The organism is Pseudomonas sp. GG8 (assembly GCF_052976945.1).
The window spans coordinates 1,402,802-1,424,286 of the sequence record NZ_JBRIIP010000001.1 but is presented as its reverse complement, the minus strand read 5'-3'; the positions used below and the strand labels follow the sequence as shown (position 1 = coordinate 1,424,286).

Sequence of the window (21,485 nt, the reverse complement as noted above, 5' to 3'; positions counted from 1 at the left end):
TACAGCTTATGGGCCACCAGAAGCATTCCCGCCGCAAACAATGGCATTTTGATATACAACTCGACAAGTCTGTTAAGTTATCGAACGTGCATAAATTTTCATGCTCGATTTGGCCAGCGCTTGAGCGAGGTCGTAGCTGCATAATCTCGATGTATGGATACAGTAATGACGAGTTCATTCGGAGCAAGGAACAGGAGCCAGGCCTTCGCAAAACGCGCATTGATGCCTCGTGCGATAGGGCTGGCCGCTGGTTTTTTCTGCGTCGCCGGGGTCTTTTGGGAGCAAGGTCGTCCGCCTTTCATATGGGCACTGCTCATCACTTTTTGCTTCGTTTGGCCGTGGATAGCCTTCGTACTGGCACGATCCGCCGAGCATCCCGCGGATATCGAACGGCGCAGTGTCCTGCTTGACTCAGCTTTTTCCGCGTTTTGGGTCGCCGCCATAGGGTTCAACTTGCTCCCCAGCGTGGTGATGCTCTCGATGCTGGCAATGAACAACGTCGCTACAGGCGGAATGGCCTTTGTATTACGCGGCTGGCTGGCCAAAATGGCGGGAATCGCTGTCTCCGTCGCAATGTTCGGCTTAAGTTTTTCACTTTATAGCAGTCCCTTAGTGGTCTATTCGTCGATGCCGATGATCATCATCCAGCCACTGGTCATCGGTTGGACGTTATACCGGCTGGCGCTTCGGCTAGGGCAGAACCGTAAAGTGTTGCGTGAGCTGAGTGAGACCGACAGCCTGACAGGTCTCTATAACCGTCGTTACTGGAACGCGCTGCTCGAAAACGAATATAAACGCTGCGGATATGGCGTCTCGAATGGCTGTCTAGCACTCGTAGACCTGGATCATTTCAAGCAGATTAACGACACGCATGGCCACCTTGTTGGGGATGAAGTCCTGCGACACGTAGCTTCCGCGCTCAGGTCTAACCTGCGTTCAACTGATATTGTCGCGAGATTCGGTGGGGATGAGTTTTGTGTGTTCCTGCCTGATACCGACAGGGCGACCGCCTTTCAGGTGCTTGACAGGGTGAGGGTAGAGATCGCTGACGCTGTGTTCGGTCAAAAACAGACGGCCATTGCGACCTTAAGCATCGGTCTAACCGCATTCGACAATCCAATGTTGTTCAATGAATGGTTCAAACAAGCGGATTTGGCACTGTACGAAGCAAAAGCGCGTGGACGCAACCAAGTCGCTTGTTTCGAAGGTGACTCGATGCGCGCGAGTGCCTGACACGACTGCAGTGCTACCAGCATCCGCGCAGGAAGACGGGCCCCTGAAGTTCAGCGTACGCAAACAACCATCGACCATGGCCTGCCAGTACTCCTCCCCATCCGGGTGCTGCTCTCGAACAAATAGCCAGCGGCCCTTACGCTCTTCATGCAGCCGGCTAGCGCACTGATTTGATAACGGAAAACCACGGCAAGGAAAAGCAGCGACTAAAATCAAGGGGGCCGAGCACTTCAAAACAGATGATGGCCAATGGTTACAACACACTTTTTTGCCAAGGCGGCTTTATGAGAAAACTACAAAAAAATAGCTCGATGGAAAGCGATCTTGGTGATGTAGCTGACAATCTAAAGCAGACGATGAGTCAGCTTTCAGATTGTTCAACGCAGCTGATCGAAGGCGGCAATGAACAAGCCTCTCAGTTGATCGGGAAAGTAATTCTGTCGCTTCAAGAAGATGAATGCATGCTTCGCAGGTACACGGACAGTTTAAAAACCGGAAGGCTCGGACGAAGATCGGACGATTAAAGGTCTTCATGGCATTCAACACGGCAACGCAAGACATGCCGCCCGACCAGACCAGGGCGGCATAGAGGATGAGTTGATCGACCACAACGATACCCACAGCCGTTTAAGGACTTTGCATGATCCAAACTGAACAGCCGCACCAAATAGCACTGGATAAATTTCTTGCGGAGCACCCTGCCCTCCGCGAAGAGTTGGACAACCTGAATCCGCTCGAGGCCCAGGCCTCCGGCGTGCCGTTGGCACAATACCGCGATGAGCGACTGCACCAGGCGTTTGAGGCCGAGGCTGAGCGCTTGGGCTTCTTTGCCTGGGAACTGACCCTGCAATTGACGGCGGCGTCCCCTGAGGAATTTGAGGCGCAACGGATTGAGGTGCACAAGGAAGTTGCCGAGATGGCGGGCATGGAGTGGGCGGAGTATTGCGAGATGCACGGCCTGAAGGCTTGAGTGCCTGAAAGATTTGGTGTCCAGGGCAGGTTCGTGTTGCGTGGACGGCGCCAATGCCTATCCACCCGAAGACGTGCGCGGCGAGCAGGGACATGAATTTTCCGTGGTGACCGACGAAGTGCGCAACCTGGCGATGCGCACTTGGGAGTCGGCTCAGCAGATCCAAACCATGCTCAAAAACCACTCGCTCAGGGGCCGGCGAGGACCTTGAGCGGGTGGTTGTTCGAGACGCAGACTTCGGCTCGCTAGTGGGCCGCCAGCATGCTGCCCGTTTCGTTCAAGCGGATATGCCAGCTCAATGCTTGATTGAGGTCGTGAGGGGTATGCCCGCCTAGACGACAGGCGGCGGTGAAGTAATCATTGAGTGCCTCGCGGTAGTCCGGGTGTACACAGTGATCGATGATGATTCGCGCTCGCTCCCGAGGCGCAAGGCCCCGTAAGTCAGCTAGCCCTTGTTCGGTTACAAGAATGTCGATGTCATGCTCTGTGTGGTCGACGTGGCTGACCATGGGCACTACGCGCGAGATGTTCCCGTCCTTGGCAATTGATTTAGTCACGAATATCGATAGGTGGGCGTTGCGGGCAAAATCCCCCGAGCCGCCAATACCGTTCATCATGTGTGTACCGCCGACGTGGGTGGAGTTGACGTTGCCATACAGGTCGAACTCCAGCGCGGTGTTGATTGCAATGATCCCCAGGCGCCGGATTACTTCCGGGTGGTTGGTGATTTCCTGTGGGCGCAAGACCAGGCGCTCGGCGTATTTTTCCAGGTTCTTGAAGACCCGCTCGCCACAGGCGCCAGAGAGGGTGATGGAGCACCCCGAGGCGAATTTCAGCTTGCCGGCATCCAGCAGGTCAAAGGTGGAATCCTGCAACACCTCGGAGTACTGCACCAGGTCGTTGAACGGGGCGTCGATCAAGCCGCACATCACCGCGTTGGCGATGGAACCCACCCCCACTTGCAGCGGTGCCAGGTTTCTCGTCAGACGCCCCATTTCCACCTCGATCTCGAAAAACCGCACCAAATGATTGGCAATGGCCTGTGTGTCGTTGTCAGGCGGCAACATGGGAACGGCCGCCTCGGGTGTGTTGCAGATGACGATGGCGGCGATGCGTGACGGGTCGATCTCGATGGCATGGCTGCCAATGCGGTTGTTTGATTGGAGGACGGGGATCGGGCCACGGTGAGGGCGATTCTGGGGTTGGTAGATATCATGCAGCCCTTCGAAATGAGGGCTGCTCGCCAGGTTGAGTTCGATGATGATCTGTTTGGCGGCCAGTGCCAGGGTGGCCGAGTTGCCCACTGACGAGGTGGGCACGATATGCCCCTGTTCGGTGATGCACACCGCCTCGATAACTGCGATATCCGGGGTCGGCAGGTAGCCATCGCGCAACTGCTCGACCACTTCCGAGAGGTGCTGGTCGATAAACATCACCTTGCCTTCGTTGATGGCCTTGCGCAGCACAGCGTCGCCCTGAAACGGCATGCGTCGGGCCAACAGACCCGCTTCGGCCATCATCCCGTCCAGACCACGGCCAAGGCTGGCGCCGGTGATCAGGTTGATTTTCAGCGGGTCGTGCCTGGCCTGCTCGATCAAGGCCAGGGGGACTGCCTTGGCGTCTCCGGCACCGCCAAAACCACTGATGCCGATGGTCATGCCGTCTTTAATGAGCAGGGCGGCCTGTGTTGCACTCATGATTTTGTCGTGCAAGGAAGCCAGCCGGATACGCGCAGCGTGCATGGAAAAAACCTCGAATGTAGGGAATAGCAGGCGGGGCACCGGACATCTGCCGTTCAACCGGTACTCGCGCCCATACCGGGCAGGGCCTCTGAGAAGCACTGCTCGTCGGATTGTTCGTTAGTCTGGGCACAAGCAGAGGCCGAGACGATCAAGGCGGACGACGACGTTTAAACGTTGTCGCCACGGCTCATGGTGCGGGCCATCACGTGGGTCAATCAGGCCCGCGCAGGCTCAAAACTGCTCATCGTCCAGCGCCATGATGCTTTTGCTGCCACTGCTAATCGCCGCCAGCAGGGCGTGCACGCGAGGCAGCAGTTGCTCGGCATAGAAGTCGGCAGTGATCCGCTTGGCGTCCAGGAACTGCGGGTCGCCGTTGCCCGAGTCCAGCAGGGCTTGGGCTCTGAGTGCCGAGCGGGCCATCAACCAGCCCCCGCATAGGTAGCCGAACAGCATCATGAAATTGACGCTGATGCTGCCCGCCAGGTGGGCGTCGTTTTTGGCATTGTCGAGGAGCACGCGCAGAGCGGCGCGGCCAGCGCACAAGGCATCGTCCAGTGCCTCGGCCTGGTGGGCCAGAGTGGCCGAGCCTTGCAGCAGGGCGACGGTTTCACCGATTTCGTCCAGCAAACGGGTGAGCAGTTCGCCCTGATTGAGCAGAGTTTTGCGCCCAACCAGGTCCAGTGCCTGGATGCCAGTGGTGCCTTCATAAATGGTCAGGATACGGGCGTCACGGTAGTGCTGGGCTGCGCCGGTTTCTTCGATAAACCCCATGCCGCCGTGAATTTGCACACCGAGCGAGGTCACCTCTTGCGCCATTTCTGTCAGCCACCCCTTAACGATGGGTGTGAGCAGGTCGACGCGACCTTGATGAACCTGCGCGGCGTCGGCGTCATGCGCGTGGGCAGTGCGGTCCACTTCGGCAGCGGCCACCAACGCCAGGGCCCGCATCGCCTCGATGGACGATTTCATCTGAAGCAACATGCGACGGACATCGGGAAAATGGATGATCGAGAAGCGGCTGCCGTCCTTACGCGTCCCTTGCAGGCGATCTTTTGCGTACTGACGCGCCTGCTGGTAAGCCCGTTCCGAGATGGCCAGCCCTTGCAGGCCAACGCTTTGCCGGGCGTGGTTCATCATGGTGAACATGCAGGCCAGCCCTTGGTGCGGTTCGCCCACCAGATAACCGATGGCCCCGCCGTTGTCGCCAAAGCTCATGACGCAGGTCGGGCTGCCGTGGATGCCCAGTTTATGTTCCAGGGAAATGCAGCGGGCATCGTTGCGTGCGCCGGGCTTGCCTTGAGCATCCAGCAGGAATTTAGGCACCACGAACAGGGAAATCCCTTTGACACCGGCCGGTGCATCCGGCAGCCGGGCCAGTACCAGATGGACAACGTTGTCCGTCATCTGGTGGTCGCCCCAGGTGATAAAGATTTTTTGCCCGCTGATGAGGTAGTGATCACCCTGAGGGATGGCTCGGCTCTTGATGGCGGCCAAATCCGAACCTGCATCGGGTTCGGTGAGGTTCATGGTGCCGGTCCATTCGCCGCTGACCAGTTTGGACAGGTAAGCCTCGCGTAGGGCGGGCGAGCCATGGTGCGCGATCGCTTCAATCGAGCCTTGGGTCAGCATCGGACAGAGGGCGAAGGCCATATTGGCCGAGTGCCAGATTTCACTGACGGCGGTGCCTATCACGTTGGGGAGGTTTTGGCCGCCCCAGGCTTCGGCTGCAGTCAATGAAGGCCAGCCGCCAGCCTGGAATTGGCGGTAGGCGTCGGCGAACCCTGGAGCTTCCTGCACGCCTTGCTCATTCAGGCGCGCGCCTTGGGTGTCGCCAATCCGATTGAGTGGTGCCAATACCCCGGAGCCCAGACGACCGGCTTCGGCCAGAATCGCGGACACCAGCTCATCGTTGATATCGTCCAGATGAGCCGACGCGCACAAGGCTTCAAATTCGACCAGTTCTTTGAGGACGAACGTGGTGTCGCGGTAGGGGTGGGCGTAATCACTCATTATGTTTCCTCTCTAAAACGATGCGTTAGGCAGGCCGCCTGTGTCAGCCACAGGGGGGCATAACGGGCGATGTTCGGTATCGGCCTGAGTCACGTCAGGCCTTGGCTAACAGCACCCGGTAATCGACTAAATTGGCCATATTCGCGGACCTCTTGCTTCAACCGTTACGCACTAGGTGGCGCTGGCAATGACCACTGCGTCGCAGGTGCAATTGCGCTCATCGGTGCCGGACTTGCCCGGGAACCGGTGCGGCGGTTGGCGCGTATCGGGAAGGCTGTGCGTCGTGCGGGCGTACGTACGCCCTACAACGGTGGCGCGCCCATTCGTTTAGCGTGCGGTTTTTCAGGCGGGATGCGCCTGTTCCGGGTGCCGTCACGTTCTGGTGGACGGTAACCGCGTCTGCTACTTGCACGTGCACGGACGGGCTTCCTTGGAGAGTCAGGCAATAACAGCGTTCTGGCCGGGTCAGACAAGCGTCTGCAGGTGGCGGCTAGCTTCTATCGGGAGGCCCCTTGGCGACAATAACGAAACCAGTCTAAAAATAGACATTAACGGACAGCGCTTAGGCGATAAACTGACCGCACATGCTGCAGGAATCTGCCTCCGATGGGCATCGAACGCTATTCAATCTCTATCCATTTCGCCCGAATGTTGATGAATGCCGGCCACCGTCTTCACCTCGACGAAGCGGTGCTGCTCAAGGAGGCGGGCCTTAACCGGCGCATGCTGGAAAATGCCCATCTGCGGATCACGCCTGACCAATTCAGCCGCCTGATGCGGGCCGTCTGGCGCCTGGCCGACGACGAGTTTCTTGGCATGGGCTCGCAACGCTGTCCACAGGGTGTCTTTGCCATCATGGCCAAGCAGGTCGTTCATTCGCACAACCTGCATTCGGTGTATTACAAGCTCAGCCACTTCTACAACGTGGTCAATGACTCCCTGCATCTGTCGCTCGACATCGTCGGCGATGAGGCGATTTTTTCGATGGCGCTCAAGGACCCGGCTAAAGACCCGGATTACTTGTTGAGAGGTTTCCTGTTGCTGCTGTGGCATCGGTTTCCCAGCTGGTTGGTTGGCCAGCGGATTCCCCTGAAATATGTCGCGTTTGACCATCCTGCGCCCAAACACCTGACCGAATACCGCTTGATGTTTCCTTGTCCGGCAATGTTCGACCAGGCCGTGACCTGCCTGGTATTCGATGCCGCGATACTCACGGCACCGTTGGTGCAAACGCCCGAGACCCTCGGCCATCACTTGAAACGGGCACCGGTCGACTGGTTCACTCGCCCGGCCTACTACCCGGTTTATACACGGCGGGTGTTGGATCATCTGGAGCGTTCCGAAGACCTGGCTGAGGCAACCACTCAGAGTGCCGCCCTTGAGTTGCACCTCACGGAGAGAACGCTGAGGCGAAAACTCGCAGCCGAAGGCAGCCAATTTCAACGACTCAAGGACGGAGTGCGTCGCGACATGGCGATCCACTACTTGAGCCAGACGTCGATGTCGATCAGCCTCATCTCCCAAATGCTGGGTTTTTCTGAGCCGTCCGCGTTCACCCGAGCGTTTCGGCAATGGACCGGGGAGTTGCCCAAAACCTACAGAGACGTCGCGCGCCAAAAGAAATAGCCCACAGTATCTTTTCGGACGGTTCAGGGGGCTTCGCGTTCTGTGGGTCTGAATCGATCGCGTGGGTGACCAAGGACGAAATCGAGTCGATGTTACCCAGCCAGTTGCGCACCGTTATCGCTACGCCAATTTCCGCAAAAGGCTTAATGCATCATGTTGTATAGTCTTTGGCCAAACAGCTCCATGCATTCGGTGATTCATGTCTTACCCCTTCGACGCTATCACTCACACTTATCTGGGCAGCAACGTTTACTCCAAACTGCGCAACGCGCTGATCACAGGCGGCCTCAAGCCTGACGATCGACTACGCATCCGGGAGCTGGCCAGTCAGTTGGGAACAAGCGTCACACCCGTGCGAGACGCCATTCTGCAACTGGCGAAAGAGAAAGCTCTGGTGCTCAAGACCCCCAAAGACATCCGAGTACCGGTGCTCGACAGTGCGGCCTATCTGGAAATCCGCACACTGCGGCTGAATCTTGAAGGCCTTGGTGCCGAAACCGCCGCGCGGCTTGCAACCTCAAACGACCTTAAGCGCATCGACGCCAACATTCAGCTCAACCTCGAAGCCATCAACAATAGCGACCTTCCTGAAGCGCTACGCCTGAATAGCGAGTTTCACTTTTTGATCGCGGAAGCTGCACGCATGCCTTTGCTGCGTAGCTATCTGGACAGTCTGTGGATGCGCGCAGGACCGTTGATCGCTCAGGCGTACGTGCATTTCTCCCTGACCATGGCCATCGAACACCATGTCGAAGTACTCAATGCCCTGCGTCAGCAGGATGCGGCAGCCGCCAAACACGCAATCCAGGCAGACATTCTCGACGGCAATCAAAAAATGCTGGAGTTCATAGCCGTCAACCAGGAAGCGGCTTCCTGACGAAACTTTCTCTCATGCCCCTATTGACTAGTTGCACGCCTAAAAACATGATGCATCAAACTTCAATTACGAAGGACCGTGCTCATGAGCGAGAAAAAAAAGCTACTGTTAACCGGCGCCAGCCGCGGCATTGGTCATGCGACGGTCAAGCATTTCAATGCGGCTGGGTGGGAAGTATTCACCGCTTCCCGGCAAAACTGGGTCGCTGAATGCCCTTGGACGGAAGGCTTGCTCAATCATATCCATCTGGATCTGGAGGACATCGACAGCGTCAGCGCCAGCCTGGCGACCATTAAGGAAAAACTGGGGGGACGCCTTGATGCCTTGGTGGACAACGCTGGCATATCGCCAAAAGGTCCGGAAGGCGGCCGACTCGGCGTGCTGGAAACCGATTACGCCACGTGGTTGAAGGTGTTCAATGTCAATCTGTTCTCCACCGCGTTACTGGCTCGCGGCCTGTTCGATGAATTAAAAGCCGCTCAGGGCAGCATCATCAACGTCACGTCAATTGCGGGATCCAAAGTACATCCTTTCGCCGGTGTCGCTTACGCGACCTCCAAAGCTGCGCTCTCGGCCCTGACTCGGGAAATGGCCTATGATTTCGGCCCGCACGGGGTGCGGGTCAACGCCATTGCCCCCGGCGAAATCGACACCGCCATCCTGTCTCCGGGCACCACCGACATCGTCGAGCGACTGGTGCCCATGAATCGCCTGGGCAAACCGGAGGAAGTGGCCTCGCTGATCTATTTCCTCTGCACCAGCGGCGCTTCTTACGTGAACGGAGCGGAAATTCACGTCAATGGTGGTCAGCATGTCTGAGGCGGTCATGGACAAGGGGGGCTGCACCGACCTGATGACGACGCAGGCGCCGACGGTGGATCTTGCCACGGTGCAGGAGATAGCTGATCGGGTATACGGCCTCAAGGGCACGCTAAAGCTACTGAATGGCGAACGCGACACCAACTTTCTCATACAGTCCAGGCAAGGCGCCTTCGTCCTGAAATTCATCAACCCAGCCGAAGATCCCAATGTCATCAGCTTCCAGACCCAGGCGTTGCTGCACATTGAGCGGCACGGCGCGCACCTGCCGGTTCCGCGTGTTCTGCCAGCACGCAATGGTGAGGTTGAACCGAAAGTGCTGGTGAGCGAGCAGCCACTGACACTGCGCACCGTCAGCTACCTGGACGGTATTTCGCAGAATCTTGGCCAACCCAGCGTTGCACTGATGCACGAACTCGGTACCTCCCTGGCCGAAGTCAACCTGGCCCTCAAGGACTTCCAGCACCCGGCCGCCCATCGCAACCTGCTCTGGGATGTCGGCCACGCCGAACGCGTCAGGCCTTATCTGGATTACCTGGAAGCCGATCAACTGCCGTTGGTTTCCACGTTGCTGGACCGCTACGCGACCTGCGTAAAACCGCGTCTGGCCACGCTCCGTGCGCAGGTGATCCACAACGACCTGAACCCGCACAACGTCATGCTCGACTGCGAAACCGCCAGCCGCGTTGCGGCCATCATCGACTTCGGCGACGCTCTGCACGCCCCGCTAATCAACGAACTGGGGACGGCTCTCTCATACCAGTTCGACGCTGACGCCACCGACCCACTGTGGCAGATCAAGGCCTTTGTCGCCGCCTACGACGCAAGGATCCCGTTGCAGCGCGAGGAGCTGGCTGTACTCGGCGAACTGATGGCCATGCGCATGGCCATGGCAATCACCATCGCCCGGTGGCGCGCCTGCCTGTATCCGGAAAACCGCACCTATGTGCTACGCAACCTGCGCACCAGCTGGCGCAATTTGCAATGCCTCACCGCTATGCCCGAAGGGCTGCTGACCCAAAGCCTGATCAATGCCTGCACCCCGGAGGTGCCATGAGTTCGCCCACCACCGCTGAATTGCTCGCCCGTCGCCAACGCGCACTGGGCGCCAGCTATCGATTGTTTTATGAGGAACCCTTCGCGCCGGTGCGGGGTGAAGGCGTGTGGCTGTATGACAAAGACAACACCGCCTACCTGGATGCCTATAACAACGTGGCGTCCATCGGTCACTGCCACCCTGCTGTGGTCGCAGCCATTGCCGAGCAAAGCGCCCTGCTCAATACCCACACACGCTATCTGCACCCATCGATCGTGGATTACGCCGAAGATCTGCTCAGCGAGTTTCCTCCACTACTCGATAACATGACCATGACCTGCACCGGCAGCGAAGCCAATGACCTGGCGTTGCGCATCGCGCGCTGCCACAGCGGTGGAACGGGCATCATTGTCACCCGCTGGGCCTACCACGGCGTGACCAGCGCCTTGGCTGAGGTCTCGCCATCACTGGCCACCGGCCTCCCCACCGCCAGCCATGTACGCTTGGTCGATGCTCCGGATTCCTACCGCCGATCCGCCGATTTCCTTGGCGACGTGAAAGCTGCGCTGCAAGATATGCACGCTCACGGCATCAAGCCTGCGGCGTTGCTGGTCGACAGCATTTTCTCCAGTGACGGGGTGTTCAGCCCCGCGAACGGCGAACTGGCCGCTGCCGCGCAATGCGTGCGAGACGCCGGCGGACTGTATATCGCCGATGAAGTCCAGCCGGGGTTTGGTCGCACCGGAGGGCAACGCTGGGGGTTTGCCCGCGACTCGGTAACCCCGGACCTGGTCACGCTCGGCAAACCCATGGGCAACGGCCATCCGGTTGCCGCCGTGGTCGGGCGCTCGGCGCTATTCGATCAATTCGGTCGCCAGCAGCGTTATTTCAATACGTACGGCGGTAATCCGGTGTCCTGCAAGGCTGCGCATGCGGTGCTGCGCGTGCTGCGCGAAGAAGACCTGCAAGCCAATGCCCGCGATGTCGGCGGCTATCTCAAGGAGGGGTTGCGCAAACTGGCCGAGCGCCATGAAGTCATTGGCGATGTACGCGGCGAGGGCCTGTTCATCGGCGTTGAACTGGTTGTTGACCGCCAGGCGCAAACCCCGGCGACAACCGCCGCCGCCGCGGTCGTCAACGGCATGCGCCGCCGTCAGGTGTTGATCAGCTCGACCGGTCCCATGGCCAACATCCTCAAGATTCGCCCACCCTTGGTATTTGCCCGCGAGCATGCGGATCTGCTGCTCAAGCGCCTGGATGCAACCTTGAACGACCTGCGCTGAACGTCACTCATTACCGGCGCCGACTTGGCTGAGCCAGCATCGGCCCCCGCAGCAGGTCCTGATATGGGGTAATCCGTCATCCATTCAGGCGTCCAGGCACACTGCTGGGCGCCAGCTGCGCACATTCACCCCAATACTCCCAATCCAAGACAGGCAGCGATAAGGGGGGGTGAGCAATGCAGAGGACATTTCGAATGCAGTGACCGAAAGCGGTGAACTGCAACAGCTGAAAATGAGAGAGTGGCAGGTTATATGGTGTCCCAGGGCAGGTTCGAACTGCCAGCCTTCCCCTTAGGAGGGCCAATTTTACCCCAACAGGCAAAGGGAAACCCCAGTAATTACAGGAGCTTCAGTCCGATTGCGTCCGAGAAGACAGATCCGTATAGTGTTTTTTGCACCCATATTGCACCCACGGGGATCAGGTGAAAGAAAAGTTAACCGGCAAACTACTGTCTTCCCTGGAAGTCACCGGCAAGGAGTACGAGGTCCACGACACCATCGTAATAGGCCTATACGTGCGTGTCACGGCAGCCGGAGCCAAGTCGTACATTGTCAGGTGGGGACGCGCGCGCAAAAAGGCGTTGGGACGAGTCGGTATCCTTACGCTCGACCAAGCCCGCCAGGAAGCGACTCAGTACCTATATGAAGCGCGTAAACACGGCGAGCCTCTTGCAGTCACTCACGGCCGAAAAGGAACTGCCCTCCCCTCACTACGCGAGTTTATCGACGACACCTATATGCCGTGGTTCAAAACTCACCATAAGGGCCACGAAAAGACGTTGCACACGCTGGACAACAATTTCGACACGATCATGGCTCAGCGGATCGACGCAATCACCGGTCGCGACCTCGACCAGATCCGCACCACCTGGATGCAGTCCGGCAACAAGCCCTCGACCGTCAACCGCAAGATGGGCTCAATCAGCGGCGTTTTTAGTCGGGCAGTAGAATGGGAATACATCACCGTCCACCCTATGGCAAAAGTAAAACAACTCAAGGTCGATTCCATGGGGTTGGTGCGCTACTTAGATGAAGACGAGAACAAGCGCCTACGCGCAGCTCTGGATGCACGACAAGACGAAATGCGGGCCGAACGTGAAAGCGCGAACAAATGGCGCGCAGATCGGAGCCAAGTACAGAAGCAAAGCTTGCTGGGTCTACACTTCACTGATCACATTAAACCAATGGTGCTCGTCTCGCTGAATTCTGGCATGAGACGTGGAGAGTTGTTTGACCTCAAATGGTCATCGGTAAACTTCATTACAAAGACCATCACCGTCGCTGGTGACACAACAAAGACCAGCGAAACCCGACACATTCCTATGAATAAGGAAGTCGTAGCCGTACTTGAAGAATGGAAAAAGCAATCAGCGACGGCCCTCTATGTGTTTCCAAACCAAGAAGGCGGCCGCTTTGAAGACGTGAAAAGCGCATGGCTAAAACTACTCGAAAGGGCCAAGGTGATCGGCTTCCGCTGGCACGATATGCGTCACGACTTCGCATCCCGACTAGTAATGGCCGGAGTACCGCTCAACACGGTACGAGATCTATTGGGGCATGGAGACATTAAAATGACTCTGCGTTATGCGCATCTGGCCCCTGGGACTAAAGCGGCGGCCGTAGAGCTCATCTAGCTCTTTGGCTTTGCCTCTTTCATCCGCAGGTACTCTACGTACGAGGGGGACACCGATTTGTTTTTCAATCGGAATTCCGCAAATTCTTCTAGCAATGACATCTGACGATTTATTTCATCAAGGTCAATTTTAAAGGCCCTAATGTCGTGAGGGTGCTCCTTAACTGGATTTTTGAAAATACGCTCCGACTCGAGAAATATATCCGTGTCGCCGGAGAAGACATCGGGTGACCACAAAATTGCCTCTAAAAGAATGCAGTCCTTTCGACTCAGCGCTTCGTCTGCCAAAAAATACGTCCTAAGCTTTTTGAGAATTGGCTCTTCGGGTATATGAGCCAATTGCAACGCCTTCTGCAACGTCCATTCCCCATCCGAATAGAGATTGACCTCAATTGTTGCGTCGATCCCTTCGACAACGCATTTCTCTGCTGCTTCAGCTATCAGCTCTTCAAGCACACGCGTAGACGTTTTCCCCATCACATTTGCCAGCCCTTCAAGACAGGCTTTGGAGGTTGCGCTAACTCGCAGGTGAATCGTTTCTACTTTCTTCCTTATGGCCATCGCTACATTCCCCAGACGTCTATGGATGCCAGCAAGGTTCCCACATTCCTGGCAGACACACAATGTAAATGTGTTGACATGATTGTGGCACCACACTTATTGTGGCTCCACGGATGCAGCAGTCGCTGCGTCATGAAGCAGCAGAGGCCACCTTATGAACCACACCAGCCCCTTAGCACCTATCTCTGTCGGGGTAGAAGATGCCGCGCGCTTGATTGGCGTTGCCAGATCCATGTTCTATGAAATGATTAATAACGGGGAGATTCAGACATTCAAATTGGGGAGACGCAGGCTGGTACGAGTGAAAACCCTAGAAGCATTCGTCAAACGGCAAGCTCAGGAAAATAGCCGGTGAGTCTTCGCATAGTAGATCTCGCTGGAAACGTGCTTGGCATACTGGTGTTGCCAGGAACGGTCCTTTTAGCGGATTTGGAAGCCCTTCGCCGCCTCGGTGTTCACAGAGTTGAGCTGGTAACCATTCATATTACTGAAGGCTCATCTGATTAGAGGCAGGATCATGGCGGAGACGTGAAAGGCGATTCTGAGATTAGAATCGCCTTTGACATGAATGACAGGGAGACAAAGCAGGATAATAAGGTTACGCGCCAAGCTCTTTTTTGATTCTGTAAACTGTGGCTTCGCCGACACTTGCAGCTTGGGCAATCTCTTTAATTGTCATGTTCGAGGCAGTTTGACCTTTGAGAAGCTTTTCTACCCGCTGCCATTTCTCGGTATTCTTCCGTTTCCCTACAGCCTTCCAGGACGGATCAGCCGCCCTCTTGTTGGCGATGCCCTGCCTAATCCGCTCGACACGCTTTTCTTGATCAAGGCGGGCCATCGTCGCCATCAGATCAATGAGCATGTTATTGATCACGTGCATTACAGAACCCGCAATGTCACTGCGCCCGCTAGAGTGGTTGTCGAGATGTTCCCAACTAGTAGGTAAGTCAGCCACCACTAACCTCAAACCTTTTGAGTTGATCGTTCCTTTGAGGATTTCCCAATCCGTTTGGCTGAGCCGAGAAAGGCGATCCACCGACTCAACACACAAGAGTTGTCCAGACTCCGCGCTGGTCAACAGCCTGTGGAGTTCAGGCCGTTGCAGTTTGGTGCCGGAGAAATTGTCGGCATAGATCCCTGCCACTTCATAGTTTCGGCTGGCAGCAAAAGCCAGCAAAGCTGCACGGGCCCGGTTCGCATCCTGATCTTGTGTTGACGCTCGGAGATAGAGGTGTGCTAAGACCATAGAAGAAAACTCTCATTAAGACATGCAAACGTATAGAGCAATGATAATCTATCATTTAGAGATACGCTAGCACCTATGTGAGAGTCATCCTTTCTGCTTCTATCATTCTCGTAGCGGTAAACTCCTTTGATAGTGTCAAATGCTGGTATGCGAGCAGTAGACTCCGTACCTAGAAGCGTATCGCCACCATTCAACAGCAATCGCCAACCCGGTATTCTCCACCCCATTAAATGACACGGAGCACAGGGAACATTCAGTACGGCTTTTGGGATTTGTCCTACAGCCAGCGTTTGAACTTACCGGTAGAGTCATTCTGCCCCAGCTACAGGCTGGAGTTTCCCCGTAACGGTTCAAGGATGATTCATGATTTCCTCTGCACGACTGGGTGACAAGCATGTCTGCCCAATGCCCGGCCATGGCACCACTCCGATTGCTTCAGCCAGCGCCGACGTAAATATAAATTTCATGGGTTCTGCTCGTGTTGGTGACGTGTGCGGGTGCGGTGCTGTTATCACCACAGGGTTTCCCTCTATTCAAGTGAATGGTCGCCCGATGGCTCACTTGGGTAGTCCTACTAGCCACGGCGGAACCATCATCACAGGATCGAGTGATGTCGGCGGCGGGTTTGTTATGGGAATTGCTCCCGGCTCTACGATCATCAACTTTGCTGTACTGGGTGCAATCCGTCCTGATGGAACGGTTGACGATGAGCGCATGGCGACTCTGCTTGCTGATCCAAATCTAACGGAGAAAGCTACAGCGGCGAATGCTTTGGTTGATCCGAATGCACCTAAAGAAGAGAAGATAGAGCCTGTTGTTTGCAATGAGCCTGACCAGATGGAAGGGCTGGCCAGCTATATAGCCGGTGAGATGAATCGCAACATCCAAGACCCAGCTGTATTGGAGATGAAAAGGCTCATTGAATACGATCCCGACATGGCGGCAAAACAGTTTGCAGAACTCCCGCTGCTCGCTCGCATGGGTGGACGGCCAAATTTTGGCGATATCGCAAAAGCAAAGAAGGTTGCGGCAGCGGCAATCTGGACTAAGAAAGTGGGTCAGGGTCTAGACTGGGATCACAAGCCAAAGCTTCGTAAGCTGTTTCCCGGCGTAAGGCACAAACAGGGGCAGTACGATTATTACTATGACATCTGGTCGAACATCCATTACGGGTACGTTGGAATCATCGGCGGGCTTTCAGAGAGCGTTCTTCTGGATGGCGCCGGAGCTGAGCAAATCGTCTCAGACTCTGTAAGGAAGGCCGATGAAATATGGGATAAGCCGAAAGCGGATTGGAAACTCCCTGGCCCACATTTGACAGCGAGTCTATCTGATGGACTACGAGCATTTGATGATGTTGCTGATAGAGTATCGATCAGTATTGGTGTAAAGCTTGCCAATCAACACCCCCATGGCGGGATAACGGCGAAGATGGTCATGGACGAGGTGCTGGCGGTTGCACCAGAAGATTGGGGAGATGGAATCAGTGACCACGTCTGTAAGTAAAACCCGGATACAGCACATACGATGGTTATGGATTCCGCTGCTACCTCTATTGGCCTTTGTCTTCTGGCGTAGCGCCCTACCCACTGCAACCGTCCATTATCACAAGAACGGCCAAGAAGAATTGCGCTATGTCTGGAACGTCAACGATCAGATTTACAGGGGGCGGTTTGCACCCGGTAGCAGTGTTAGTGACAAAGGGCTTCTATCCCCAAATAGTGAGTTCTTCATGGAATTTTCATGGCACACCGAGAAAGGCCGCTGGCATTGCATCAGCATCACGCCGAAGTGGCCCAACACCAATATCTACGTAGATGCGGATGGCAAGATTGATATGAGCAAGGGTAGCGGCACCGATGTAGACCGGCTAAAAGAGTGTCAGTGGGACACAGCGAAACCATAACTGGAGATATTTCCAGCCCCAGGCTCCGCCGCAGGAAAAATCGATACCCCTTGCAAACGTCTGAGTTCCGGCTGGAAAAATAACCTGAATGCCCGCCCACACCAAAGGACTGTCATCCTGCACAACGGTTAAACTGAGGGTGTGGGCGAGCAATGGAATTGTACCAGCAAGCTTCTTTGTCATTTAATGTTTTTCTACGATGCTCGCTCTTGCTATACACCTATAATGGCGCGCTACACCGCGTAACTAAGTTATACAGCATGATACAGTTAAAGATATCTATGGTCAGAAACGCTCCATATTGCATGGGGTCAAGGACAAGAATGGCAAATATAATTACGTCCAATCAGAAGTTTCGTTAACCAACCAAATAGCTTAGAAAATTAGAGTTGAATATTATGCTGCTTTAGAATATTAAACCTGCATTACACTATATATTCAATACAATGTCTCATAAAATTCGCCCCAAAAGGTAAAAATGAAGAAGATCATCATCGGCCTGCTGATAGTTTTTGGAATACCAACAACAATAGCAGCAGTATATCGCTCGTATCTTAAAAACGGGTCTGAACTTGTCATTTCCGAGCTGTCATCTATTGAACTCTATAAAAAGTGTATGATGACGATCGCTACTTTAAGCCCTTCAAAAGAAGAAGATGCAAAAAAGGTTTTGATCGAGATGAAGAATTCATCACCTAAAGTCAAAGAGTCTGATAGCAAAATGGCTCTAGTAAATAATGTGGCGGGAGAAAAATCTGGTAATGTAGGCGCTATCGCGCCACAGCTAGATAACTGCGTGAATCAACTTGAACATGAGCTTAACATGTCATCAAAGTGAAGATGTGTAAAACCACTTTCCGAAACCTCTATGTAGATATTTAAGCGCGCCACTCGGCGCCTACATTTAAACCCCAAGCCAATGGTTTCGAAGAGGAATAATCGACACCATTGGTGTTACACACCTAGTCTTGGGGTGATGAATATCGACGCTTTCATCATTTCAATCATTTAAGTACCGCCCTTTCAGAGTATTTCTTTAATTACCCACGCCTTCTCTGGAAACGTCAGGTAAGACATTATTTTCTTGCGGAATATCTTAATATCAAGCGACCCGCCCTGCAATACCTTGAAGGCAGCATTATATATTAGATCTTTGAACTCAGACCATTCACTTGGGTTTTTCAGCATAGCTTGACCATGCTTTTTGTTAATCAGCGGCTCATACTTAACATAAAAATCCTTGTTGTGCGTCTTACTCTGCTCTACACGCTCGAGCGCCATATAGCCTACAACCATTATCTTTCTTAGGCTTTTAAGCATAGACATCCTGTCGCCGCCATAAGATATGAATCTTGTTAAGCCATCCATATAAGTTAGATATTTTGACTCTTGATTTGTGAAAAATGGAGTAAATATTTTTATATTGCTGATCTCTTCCCATTGCTCCACTAGATGATTATAACTAGTTAGCATTAGGTCATCGAAGGCCTTTGTTTTATCTAGCGCAGCAATCTTATTGGCAATTTGTGCTTTTTTGGATTTTTTTACTGGGCTAGCTTTAATATATTCCGATACTATGCTTCCCAGGTATTTCTCAATCATTACAAGAATGTCATTTGTCGACATATCATCTGAAATCTTCCATTTGACCTTAAGCTTCTTATTGCTTATGGATAATCCGCCACCAAGATATTTATTCTTGAATTTTTTATTTTGATAAGCCCCTCCATAAAACAGATTCAAATAGTGAAGTAGCCCTTTTGAGGTTTTACCCTTAACTGGCGCTATATGACAAAGGTGCACCTCTCCTGAAGGTTTGTTTCTAATAAGCTCCATAGTCTTAGTAAAAGACTCAAGACTATGACCTTCTAAAATTTGAACGGTCTTAGCTTTTTTACACTGCCTTACTAAATAGATCACTTCTTTGTTTTGGCGTAAGTTTGCTCTTTTCTGCTCGACGCGTGTCACTGAAGACTTTATCTTAAGGTTTCCAACCTTTTTGCACTTTGTAGTGCAGTACTTCTGACTGGCCCATTGCTTAGAAAGCTTTGGAATTACTACATTGCAGTTTAGGCAGTACTTAGTCATAACTACTTCTCTTAGGATGTAGTTATTATTTACAGTTTTATTTTAAGCCGTCCCCATATCCTGACTAGTCAAGAGTAGCGGGCCTGTCGGATTAGTTTGATGAGGTATTTTATGCGACCACCGAACCTTTGCTGGGCAGGCATGAGATTTTGCGGCATCTATATATAAGCCATAGGCAGATATTAGATATCGTTGAATAGGTCTGATAGTTCGATCTTGAGTGCAACAGCTAGCGTGTGTATCGCATCAAGACTCGGGTTTGCCCCGCCAGTCTCGATTCTTGACATATACGTGCGAGCGAAACCACACCTGTCCGCGAAGGCTTCTTGTGTCATGCCTGTGGCAAGACGAAGCTCACGTACCCGATGACCGAAGCGATGACGTAAGGGGGAAGATGGCATTCCCACATCGTGTGCTGATGTGATCTAATCGTGAACACACTAATCGTGACATTTGGCCTTTTGACGAGGCTTCTAGCTGAAGCACTGGCTTCTGGGCCTGCATAAGGGATGTGAGATGGGTGTAAGACGTGATGCGGATGCCCATTCTCGGGTTGCTAAGATAGGAGATCTTCTAAATGGTAGTTCGCCGTGCGACTGCGCTGCTATTCGCAGTACTTGCCAGCAATTCGATAGCTGCCAGCTTCGACTGTACCAAAGCAAGAAATTTTGCCGAGAAAGAGATATGCCGTGATGGATATCTATCAGGCGTCGACAACATCCTTTCCGGACGCTACAAGGCTGCACTGAATGCTACCGATCAGCAGGATGAGCTTCGCCGGTCTCAGCGAGATTGGATTGTTATTCGTGACCAGTGCACAACACAGAAATGCCTAGATCAAACATTAAGCGCTCGTATCAAGGCGCTTGATGATTTTAGTAGCGCCGAAGTAGAGAAGAAATTGGAGTACGTGCAGCAACAGCACGTGGCCAAATCCCAGGCAGAAGAGACTGACCGAGCTCAACGCAAACACGAGGCTTACATAGCGGACGAACAGGCTTATCAACAGCGGCGACAGGCAGCACAGCAGCAGGCCGATTATTCTCAGTCGAAATCACAACCCACTACTTCAACTGCACCCACCTATCAGCCATCAGCGTATCAGACGAACCAAGAGCCGCAACGAACAGGAGGTCTCGTGACGCAGAAAGAAACTTTCTGGCAGCAGATAGGTAGTGTGGCATGGAAGTGTGCTTTGATAGTAGCAATTCTATCGTCGTGCTGGGCAGTAAAACTGCATCGTCAAGAGAAGGCCACTATTTACAATGATTATACTGATGCTGCAATTACTAATCTATTGCCGGTCACTGGTTTACTCATTGGCCTTGTCTGTGGCTGGCTAGGAATGCCTCATCAAGTTTATCAGATTGCTGTGGTCACCGGCGTGCTACTGGCGGTGTTCTATGCGATATATGCTTCAGTAAAAACGAATCAAGGTGGAGTCAATATTGTATTGACGATTGTTGCAAAGCTAACCTTGGTATCTGTGTTTTACATTGTCGTGGGGCTTTTAATGCTTTCTTTTTTTGGTAAGGCACGAAGGAAAGGTGAGTCATTAACGCAGGCGGAAGCGCGCCAACGTAGAGAAGCAAGACTAGCCAGAGTTCAGATAGTAGCTGCGTCTGCGGGCTATAGCTTTTTCACCGCATGGCTTTGTCGGCGGGCTGGGTTTACGTCTTTATCGGAGTGCTTGGAGTTTGACCCTGCACCTCGATCTGCTTGACCACCTACGTAAACCATTTATAGAAACAAGCATGACATTCCCGCAATAACATGGTTCCCATCCACCAACTTTGCTCATGAAGAAAGCGTAAAAGGCCTCGCCTGACGAATCCGGAGCAGTACTTTTGTAGAATCTTTCAAAAAGGAATATTTATGCACATACTAAGATATCTCGCTATTGCTGCGATCTCTAGCGTTTCCACTTTTGCATTTTCTCAGCAGCTTACGTACTTCTCATACAAAGAAGGCGGATATGCTGGAAGAATGCTTGTTGCGAACGAACTGGCGTTTGGCAACCCTGTGCAACCTATTGTTGTTCATATTCAGACCGTAGATACTGATACTCATCATCAATGTGATGTTTGGGCAATGGAGAATACTGTAGCTAGAATCCAGTCAAATGACAAAATATCCACATCGATGCGGGTTGTGGATAAAAATAAAAAACCTAATGGTGAGACTTTCGATGTTGTACTCGGACAAACAACAGCAGTAATTACGTCCGATCAAAGTAAGTACTGCGGCATTACGGCGATGTTTTCCGGCCATTGGGTGCGCACTCAAGAGGACGGCACCGGGGAGGGTGAACCGGAAAGGGAGCAAGATGCGTTGTGATTAGTGGCCGATCTCCGGTATAGATAACCCCACTCGACTACCTTAGTGGATCAACACAGCGTATAAGGCCCCGCCTGAGAGATTCAGAGCGGGGCCTTTTTGATCGGAGCGCTGTCAC

At 53.6% G+C, this 21,485-nt stretch carries 21 protein-coding genes and 1 pseudogene; 16 read left to right on the top strand and 6 right to left on the bottom strand.

Going from position 1 to position 21,485, the window contains the following annotated elements; genetic code table 11:
* The first annotated feature begins 165 nt into the window (after window positions 1–165).
* From ACVBEG_RS06985 to ACVBEG_RS06970, 4 genes and pseudogenes are all read left to right on the top strand, one after another.
* Window positions 166–1,233: a diguanylate cyclase gene (locus ACVBEG_RS06985; protein ID WP_447107522.1), complete on the top strand. Its 1,068-nt coding sequence runs from the start codon at window positions 166–168 to the stop codon at window positions 1,231–1,233.
* 170 nt (window positions 1,234–1,403) lie between these two features.
* Complete coding sequence (locus ACVBEG_RS06980) at window positions 1,404–1,757, top strand: hypothetical protein (protein ID WP_322180145.1); 354 nt, start codon at window positions 1,404–1,406, stop codon at window positions 1,755–1,757.
* A gap of 116 nt (window positions 1,758–1,873) precedes the next feature.
* Window positions 1,874–2,203: a DUF6388 family protein gene (locus tag ACVBEG_RS06975; RefSeq protein ID WP_322180147.1), complete on the top strand. Its 330-nt coding sequence runs from the start codon at window positions 1,874–1,876 to the stop codon at window positions 2,201–2,203.
* A 79-nt stretch (window positions 2,204–2,282) separates the two neighbouring features.
* Window positions 2,283–2,402, top strand: a pseudogene (locus tag ACVBEG_RS06970) (methyl-accepting chemotaxis protein); the annotation flags it as partial.
* 46 nt (window positions 2,403–2,448) lie between these two features.
* Here ACVBEG_RS06970 and ACVBEG_RS06965 read toward each other — a convergent pair.
* Window positions 2,449–3,945, bottom strand: a complete 1,497-nt coding sequence (locus ACVBEG_RS06965; protein ID WP_322180149.1) for a succinate CoA transferase — start codon at window positions 3,943–3,945, stop codon at window positions 2,449–2,451.
* 231 nt (window positions 3,946–4,176) lie between these two features.
* Window positions 4,177–5,955 carry an acyl-CoA dehydrogenase gene (locus ACVBEG_RS06960; protein ID WP_322180151.1) on the bottom strand — a complete coding sequence of 593 codons (1,779 nt, stop codon included), beginning with the start codon at window positions 5,953–5,955 and terminating at the stop codon, window positions 4,177–4,179.
* 606 nt (window positions 5,956–6,561) lie between these two features.
* On the opposite strand from ACVBEG_RS06960, the gene ACVBEG_RS06955 reads away from it, so the two are divergent.
* The 6 genes from ACVBEG_RS06955 to ACVBEG_RS06930 all read left to right on the top strand — a co-directional run bounded on the left by ACVBEG_RS06955 (window position 6,562) and on the right by ACVBEG_RS06930 (window position 13,230).
* The gene (locus ACVBEG_RS06955) at window positions 6,562–7,581 is read left to right on the top strand and encodes an AraC family transcriptional regulator (RefSeq protein WP_322180154.1); all 1,020 of its coding nucleotides are present in this window, start codon (window positions 6,562–6,564) and stop codon (window positions 7,579–7,581) included.
* Between the two features lie 199 nt (window positions 7,582–7,780).
* The gene (locus ACVBEG_RS06950) at window positions 7,781–8,458 is read left to right on the top strand and encodes a GntR family transcriptional regulator (protein WP_322180156.1); all 678 of its coding nucleotides are present in this window, start codon (window positions 7,781–7,783) and stop codon (window positions 8,456–8,458) included.
* Window positions 8,459–8,542: 84 nt separating this feature from the next.
* Entirely contained in the window at window positions 8,543–9,277 is a 735-nt protein-coding gene (locus tag ACVBEG_RS06945) for an SDR family NAD(P)-dependent oxidoreductase (RefSeq protein WP_322180158.1), read from the top strand.
* Window positions 9,270–10,334: a phosphotransferase gene (locus ACVBEG_RS06940; protein ID WP_322215422.1), complete on the top strand. Its 1,065-nt coding sequence runs from the start codon at window positions 9,270–9,272 to the stop codon at window positions 10,332–10,334. Before ACVBEG_RS06945 ends, ACVBEG_RS06940 begins: the two co-directional genes overlap by 8 nt.
* Window positions 10,331–11,596, top strand: coding sequence for an aspartate aminotransferase family protein (locus tag ACVBEG_RS06935; protein ID WP_322180162.1), 1,266 nt, complete (start codon window positions 10,331–10,333; stop codon window positions 11,594–11,596). The genes ACVBEG_RS06940 and ACVBEG_RS06935 overlap by 4 nt, the downstream gene beginning before the upstream one ends.
* 422 nt (window positions 11,597–12,018) lie before the next feature.
* Window positions 12,019–13,230, top strand: a complete 1,212-nt coding sequence (locus tag ACVBEG_RS06930) for a phage integrase (protein WP_447107521.1) — start codon at window positions 12,019–12,021, stop codon at window positions 13,228–13,230.
* On the opposite strand, the gene ACVBEG_RS06925 is transcribed toward ACVBEG_RS06930, so the two are convergent.
* Entirely contained in the window at window positions 13,227–13,790 is a 564-nt protein-coding gene (locus tag ACVBEG_RS06925) for a hypothetical protein (RefSeq protein ID WP_447107520.1), read from the bottom strand. The genes ACVBEG_RS06930 and ACVBEG_RS06925 overlap by 4 nt on opposite strands.
* Window positions 13,791–13,944: 154 nt before the next feature.
* On the opposite strand from ACVBEG_RS06925, the gene ACVBEG_RS06920 reads away from it, so the two are divergent.
* Window positions 13,945–14,145 carry a helix-turn-helix domain-containing protein gene (locus ACVBEG_RS06920; protein WP_447107519.1) on the top strand — a complete coding sequence of 67 codons (201 nt, stop codon included), beginning with the start codon at window positions 13,945–13,947 and terminating at the stop codon, window positions 14,143–14,145.
* A 243-nt stretch (window positions 14,146–14,388) separates the two neighbouring features.
* On the opposite strand, the gene ACVBEG_RS06915 is transcribed toward ACVBEG_RS06920, so the two are convergent.
* Window positions 14,389–15,036, bottom strand: a complete 648-nt coding sequence (locus tag ACVBEG_RS06915; protein ID WP_447107518.1) for a recombinase family protein — start codon at window positions 15,034–15,036, stop codon at window positions 14,389–14,391.
* A 363-nt stretch (window positions 15,037–15,399) separates the two neighbouring features.
* Here ACVBEG_RS06915 and ACVBEG_RS06910 point away from each other — a divergent pair, with 363 nt between their 5' ends.
* From ACVBEG_RS06910 to ACVBEG_RS06900, 3 genes are all read left to right on the top strand, one after another.
* A complete protein-coding gene (locus tag ACVBEG_RS06910; RefSeq protein WP_447107517.1) occupies window positions 15,400–16,542 on the top strand; it encodes a polymorphic toxin type 44 domain-containing protein in 1,143 nt (380 codons plus the stop codon).
* On the top strand, window positions 16,523–16,942 hold the full coding sequence (locus tag ACVBEG_RS06905; RefSeq protein ID WP_447107516.1) for a hypothetical protein: 420 nt from the start codon (window positions 16,523–16,525) through the stop codon (window positions 16,940–16,942). The genes ACVBEG_RS06910 and ACVBEG_RS06905 overlap by 20 nt, the downstream gene beginning before the upstream one ends.
* Before the next feature lie 478 nt (window positions 16,943–17,420).
* Window positions 17,421–17,780 carry a hypothetical protein gene (locus ACVBEG_RS06900; protein ID WP_447107515.1) on the top strand — a complete coding sequence of 120 codons (360 nt, stop codon included), beginning with the start codon at window positions 17,421–17,423 and terminating at the stop codon, window positions 17,778–17,780.
* Between the two features lie 185 nt (window positions 17,781–17,965).
* Here the strand turns inward: ACVBEG_RS06900 and ACVBEG_RS06895 are convergent, their stop codons facing one another.
* Window positions 17,966–19,030 carry a hypothetical protein gene (locus ACVBEG_RS06895; protein WP_447107514.1) on the bottom strand — a complete coding sequence of 355 codons (1,065 nt, stop codon included), beginning with the start codon at window positions 19,028–19,030 and terminating at the stop codon, window positions 17,966–17,968.
* Between the two features lie 182 nt (window positions 19,031–19,212).
* Entirely contained in the window at window positions 19,213–19,431 is a 219-nt protein-coding gene (locus ACVBEG_RS06890; RefSeq protein WP_447107513.1) for a helix-turn-helix domain-containing protein, read from the bottom strand.
* Between the two features lie 176 nt (window positions 19,432–19,607).
* Between ACVBEG_RS06890 and ACVBEG_RS06885 the strand changes: the two genes are divergently transcribed.
* Both ACVBEG_RS06885 and ACVBEG_RS06880 read left to right on the top strand, forming a co-directional pair.
* Window positions 19,608–20,753 (top strand): lysozyme inhibitor LprI family protein, encoded by a 1,146-nt coding sequence (locus ACVBEG_RS06885; protein ID WP_447107512.1) that lies wholly within the window; start codon window positions 19,608–19,610, stop codon window positions 20,751–20,753.
* A 152-nt stretch (window positions 20,754–20,905) separates the two neighbouring features.
* Window positions 20,906–21,367, top strand: a complete 462-nt coding sequence (locus ACVBEG_RS06880) for a hypothetical protein (protein ID WP_447107511.1) — start codon at window positions 20,906–20,908, stop codon at window positions 21,365–21,367.
* Window positions 21,368–21,485: the final 118 nt, after the last annotated feature.

Excerpts from the sequence above, each read along its gene's own strand:
- ACVBEG_RS06885 (WP_447107512.1), top strand. The coding sequence starts at position 19,608 with ATGGTAGTTCGCCGTGCGACTGCGCTGCTATTCGCAGTACTTGCCAGC.
- ACVBEG_RS06955 (WP_322180154.1), top strand. The coding sequence starts at position 6,562 with ATGGGCATCGAACGCTATTCAATCTCTATCCATTTCGCCCGAATGTTG.
- ACVBEG_RS06940 (WP_322215422.1), top strand. The coding sequence starts at position 9,270 with ATGTCTGAGGCGGTCATGGACAAGGGGGGCTGCACCGACCTGATGACG.
- ACVBEG_RS06975 (WP_322180147.1), top strand. The coding sequence starts at position 1,874 with ATGATCCAAACTGAACAGCCGCACCAAATAGCACTGGATAAATTTCTT.
- ACVBEG_RS06965 (WP_322180149.1), bottom strand. The coding sequence starts at position 3,945 with ATGCACGCTGCGCGTATCCGGCTGGCTTCCTTGCACGACAAAATCATG.
- ACVBEG_RS06890 (WP_447107513.1), bottom strand. The coding sequence starts at position 19,431 with ATGCCATCTTCCCCCTTACGTCATCGCTTCGGTCATCGGGTACGTGAG.
- ACVBEG_RS06915 (WP_447107518.1), bottom strand. The coding sequence starts at position 15,036 with ATGGTCTTAGCACACCTCTATCTCCGAGCGTCAACACAAGATCAGGAT.
- ACVBEG_RS06945 (WP_322180158.1), top strand. The coding sequence starts at position 8,543 with ATGAGCGAGAAAAAAAAGCTACTGTTAACCGGCGCCAGCCGCGGCATT.
- ACVBEG_RS06925 (WP_447107520.1), bottom strand. The coding sequence starts at position 13,790 with ATGGCCATAAGGAAGAAAGTAGAAACGATTCACCTGCGAGTTAGCGCA.
- ACVBEG_RS06910 (WP_447107517.1), top strand. The coding sequence starts at position 15,400 with ATGATTTCCTCTGCACGACTGGGTGACAAGCATGTCTGCCCAATGCCC.
- ACVBEG_RS06895 (WP_447107514.1), bottom strand. The coding sequence starts at position 19,030 with ATGACTAAGTACTGCCTAAACTGCAATGTAGTAATTCCAAAGCTTTCT.
- ACVBEG_RS06880 (WP_447107511.1), top strand. The coding sequence starts at position 20,906 with ATGCACATACTAAGATATCTCGCTATTGCTGCGATCTCTAGCGTTTCC.
- ACVBEG_RS06935 (WP_322180162.1), top strand. The coding sequence starts at position 10,331 with ATGAGTTCGCCCACCACCGCTGAATTGCTCGCCCGTCGCCAACGCGCA.
- ACVBEG_RS06985 (WP_447107522.1), top strand. The coding sequence starts at position 166 with ATGACGAGTTCATTCGGAGCAAGGAACAGGAGCCAGGCCTTCGCAAAA.
- ACVBEG_RS06920 (WP_447107519.1), top strand. The coding sequence starts at position 13,945 with ATGAACCACACCAGCCCCTTAGCACCTATCTCTGTCGGGGTAGAAGAT.
- ACVBEG_RS06960 (WP_322180151.1), bottom strand. The coding sequence starts at position 5,955 with ATGAGTGATTACGCCCACCCCTACCGCGACACCACGTTCGTCCTCAAA.
- ACVBEG_RS06900 (WP_447107515.1), top strand. The coding sequence starts at position 17,421 with ATGAAGAAGATCATCATCGGCCTGCTGATAGTTTTTGGAATACCAACA.
- ACVBEG_RS06950 (WP_322180156.1), top strand. The coding sequence starts at position 7,781 with ATGTCTTACCCCTTCGACGCTATCACTCACACTTATCTGGGCAGCAAC.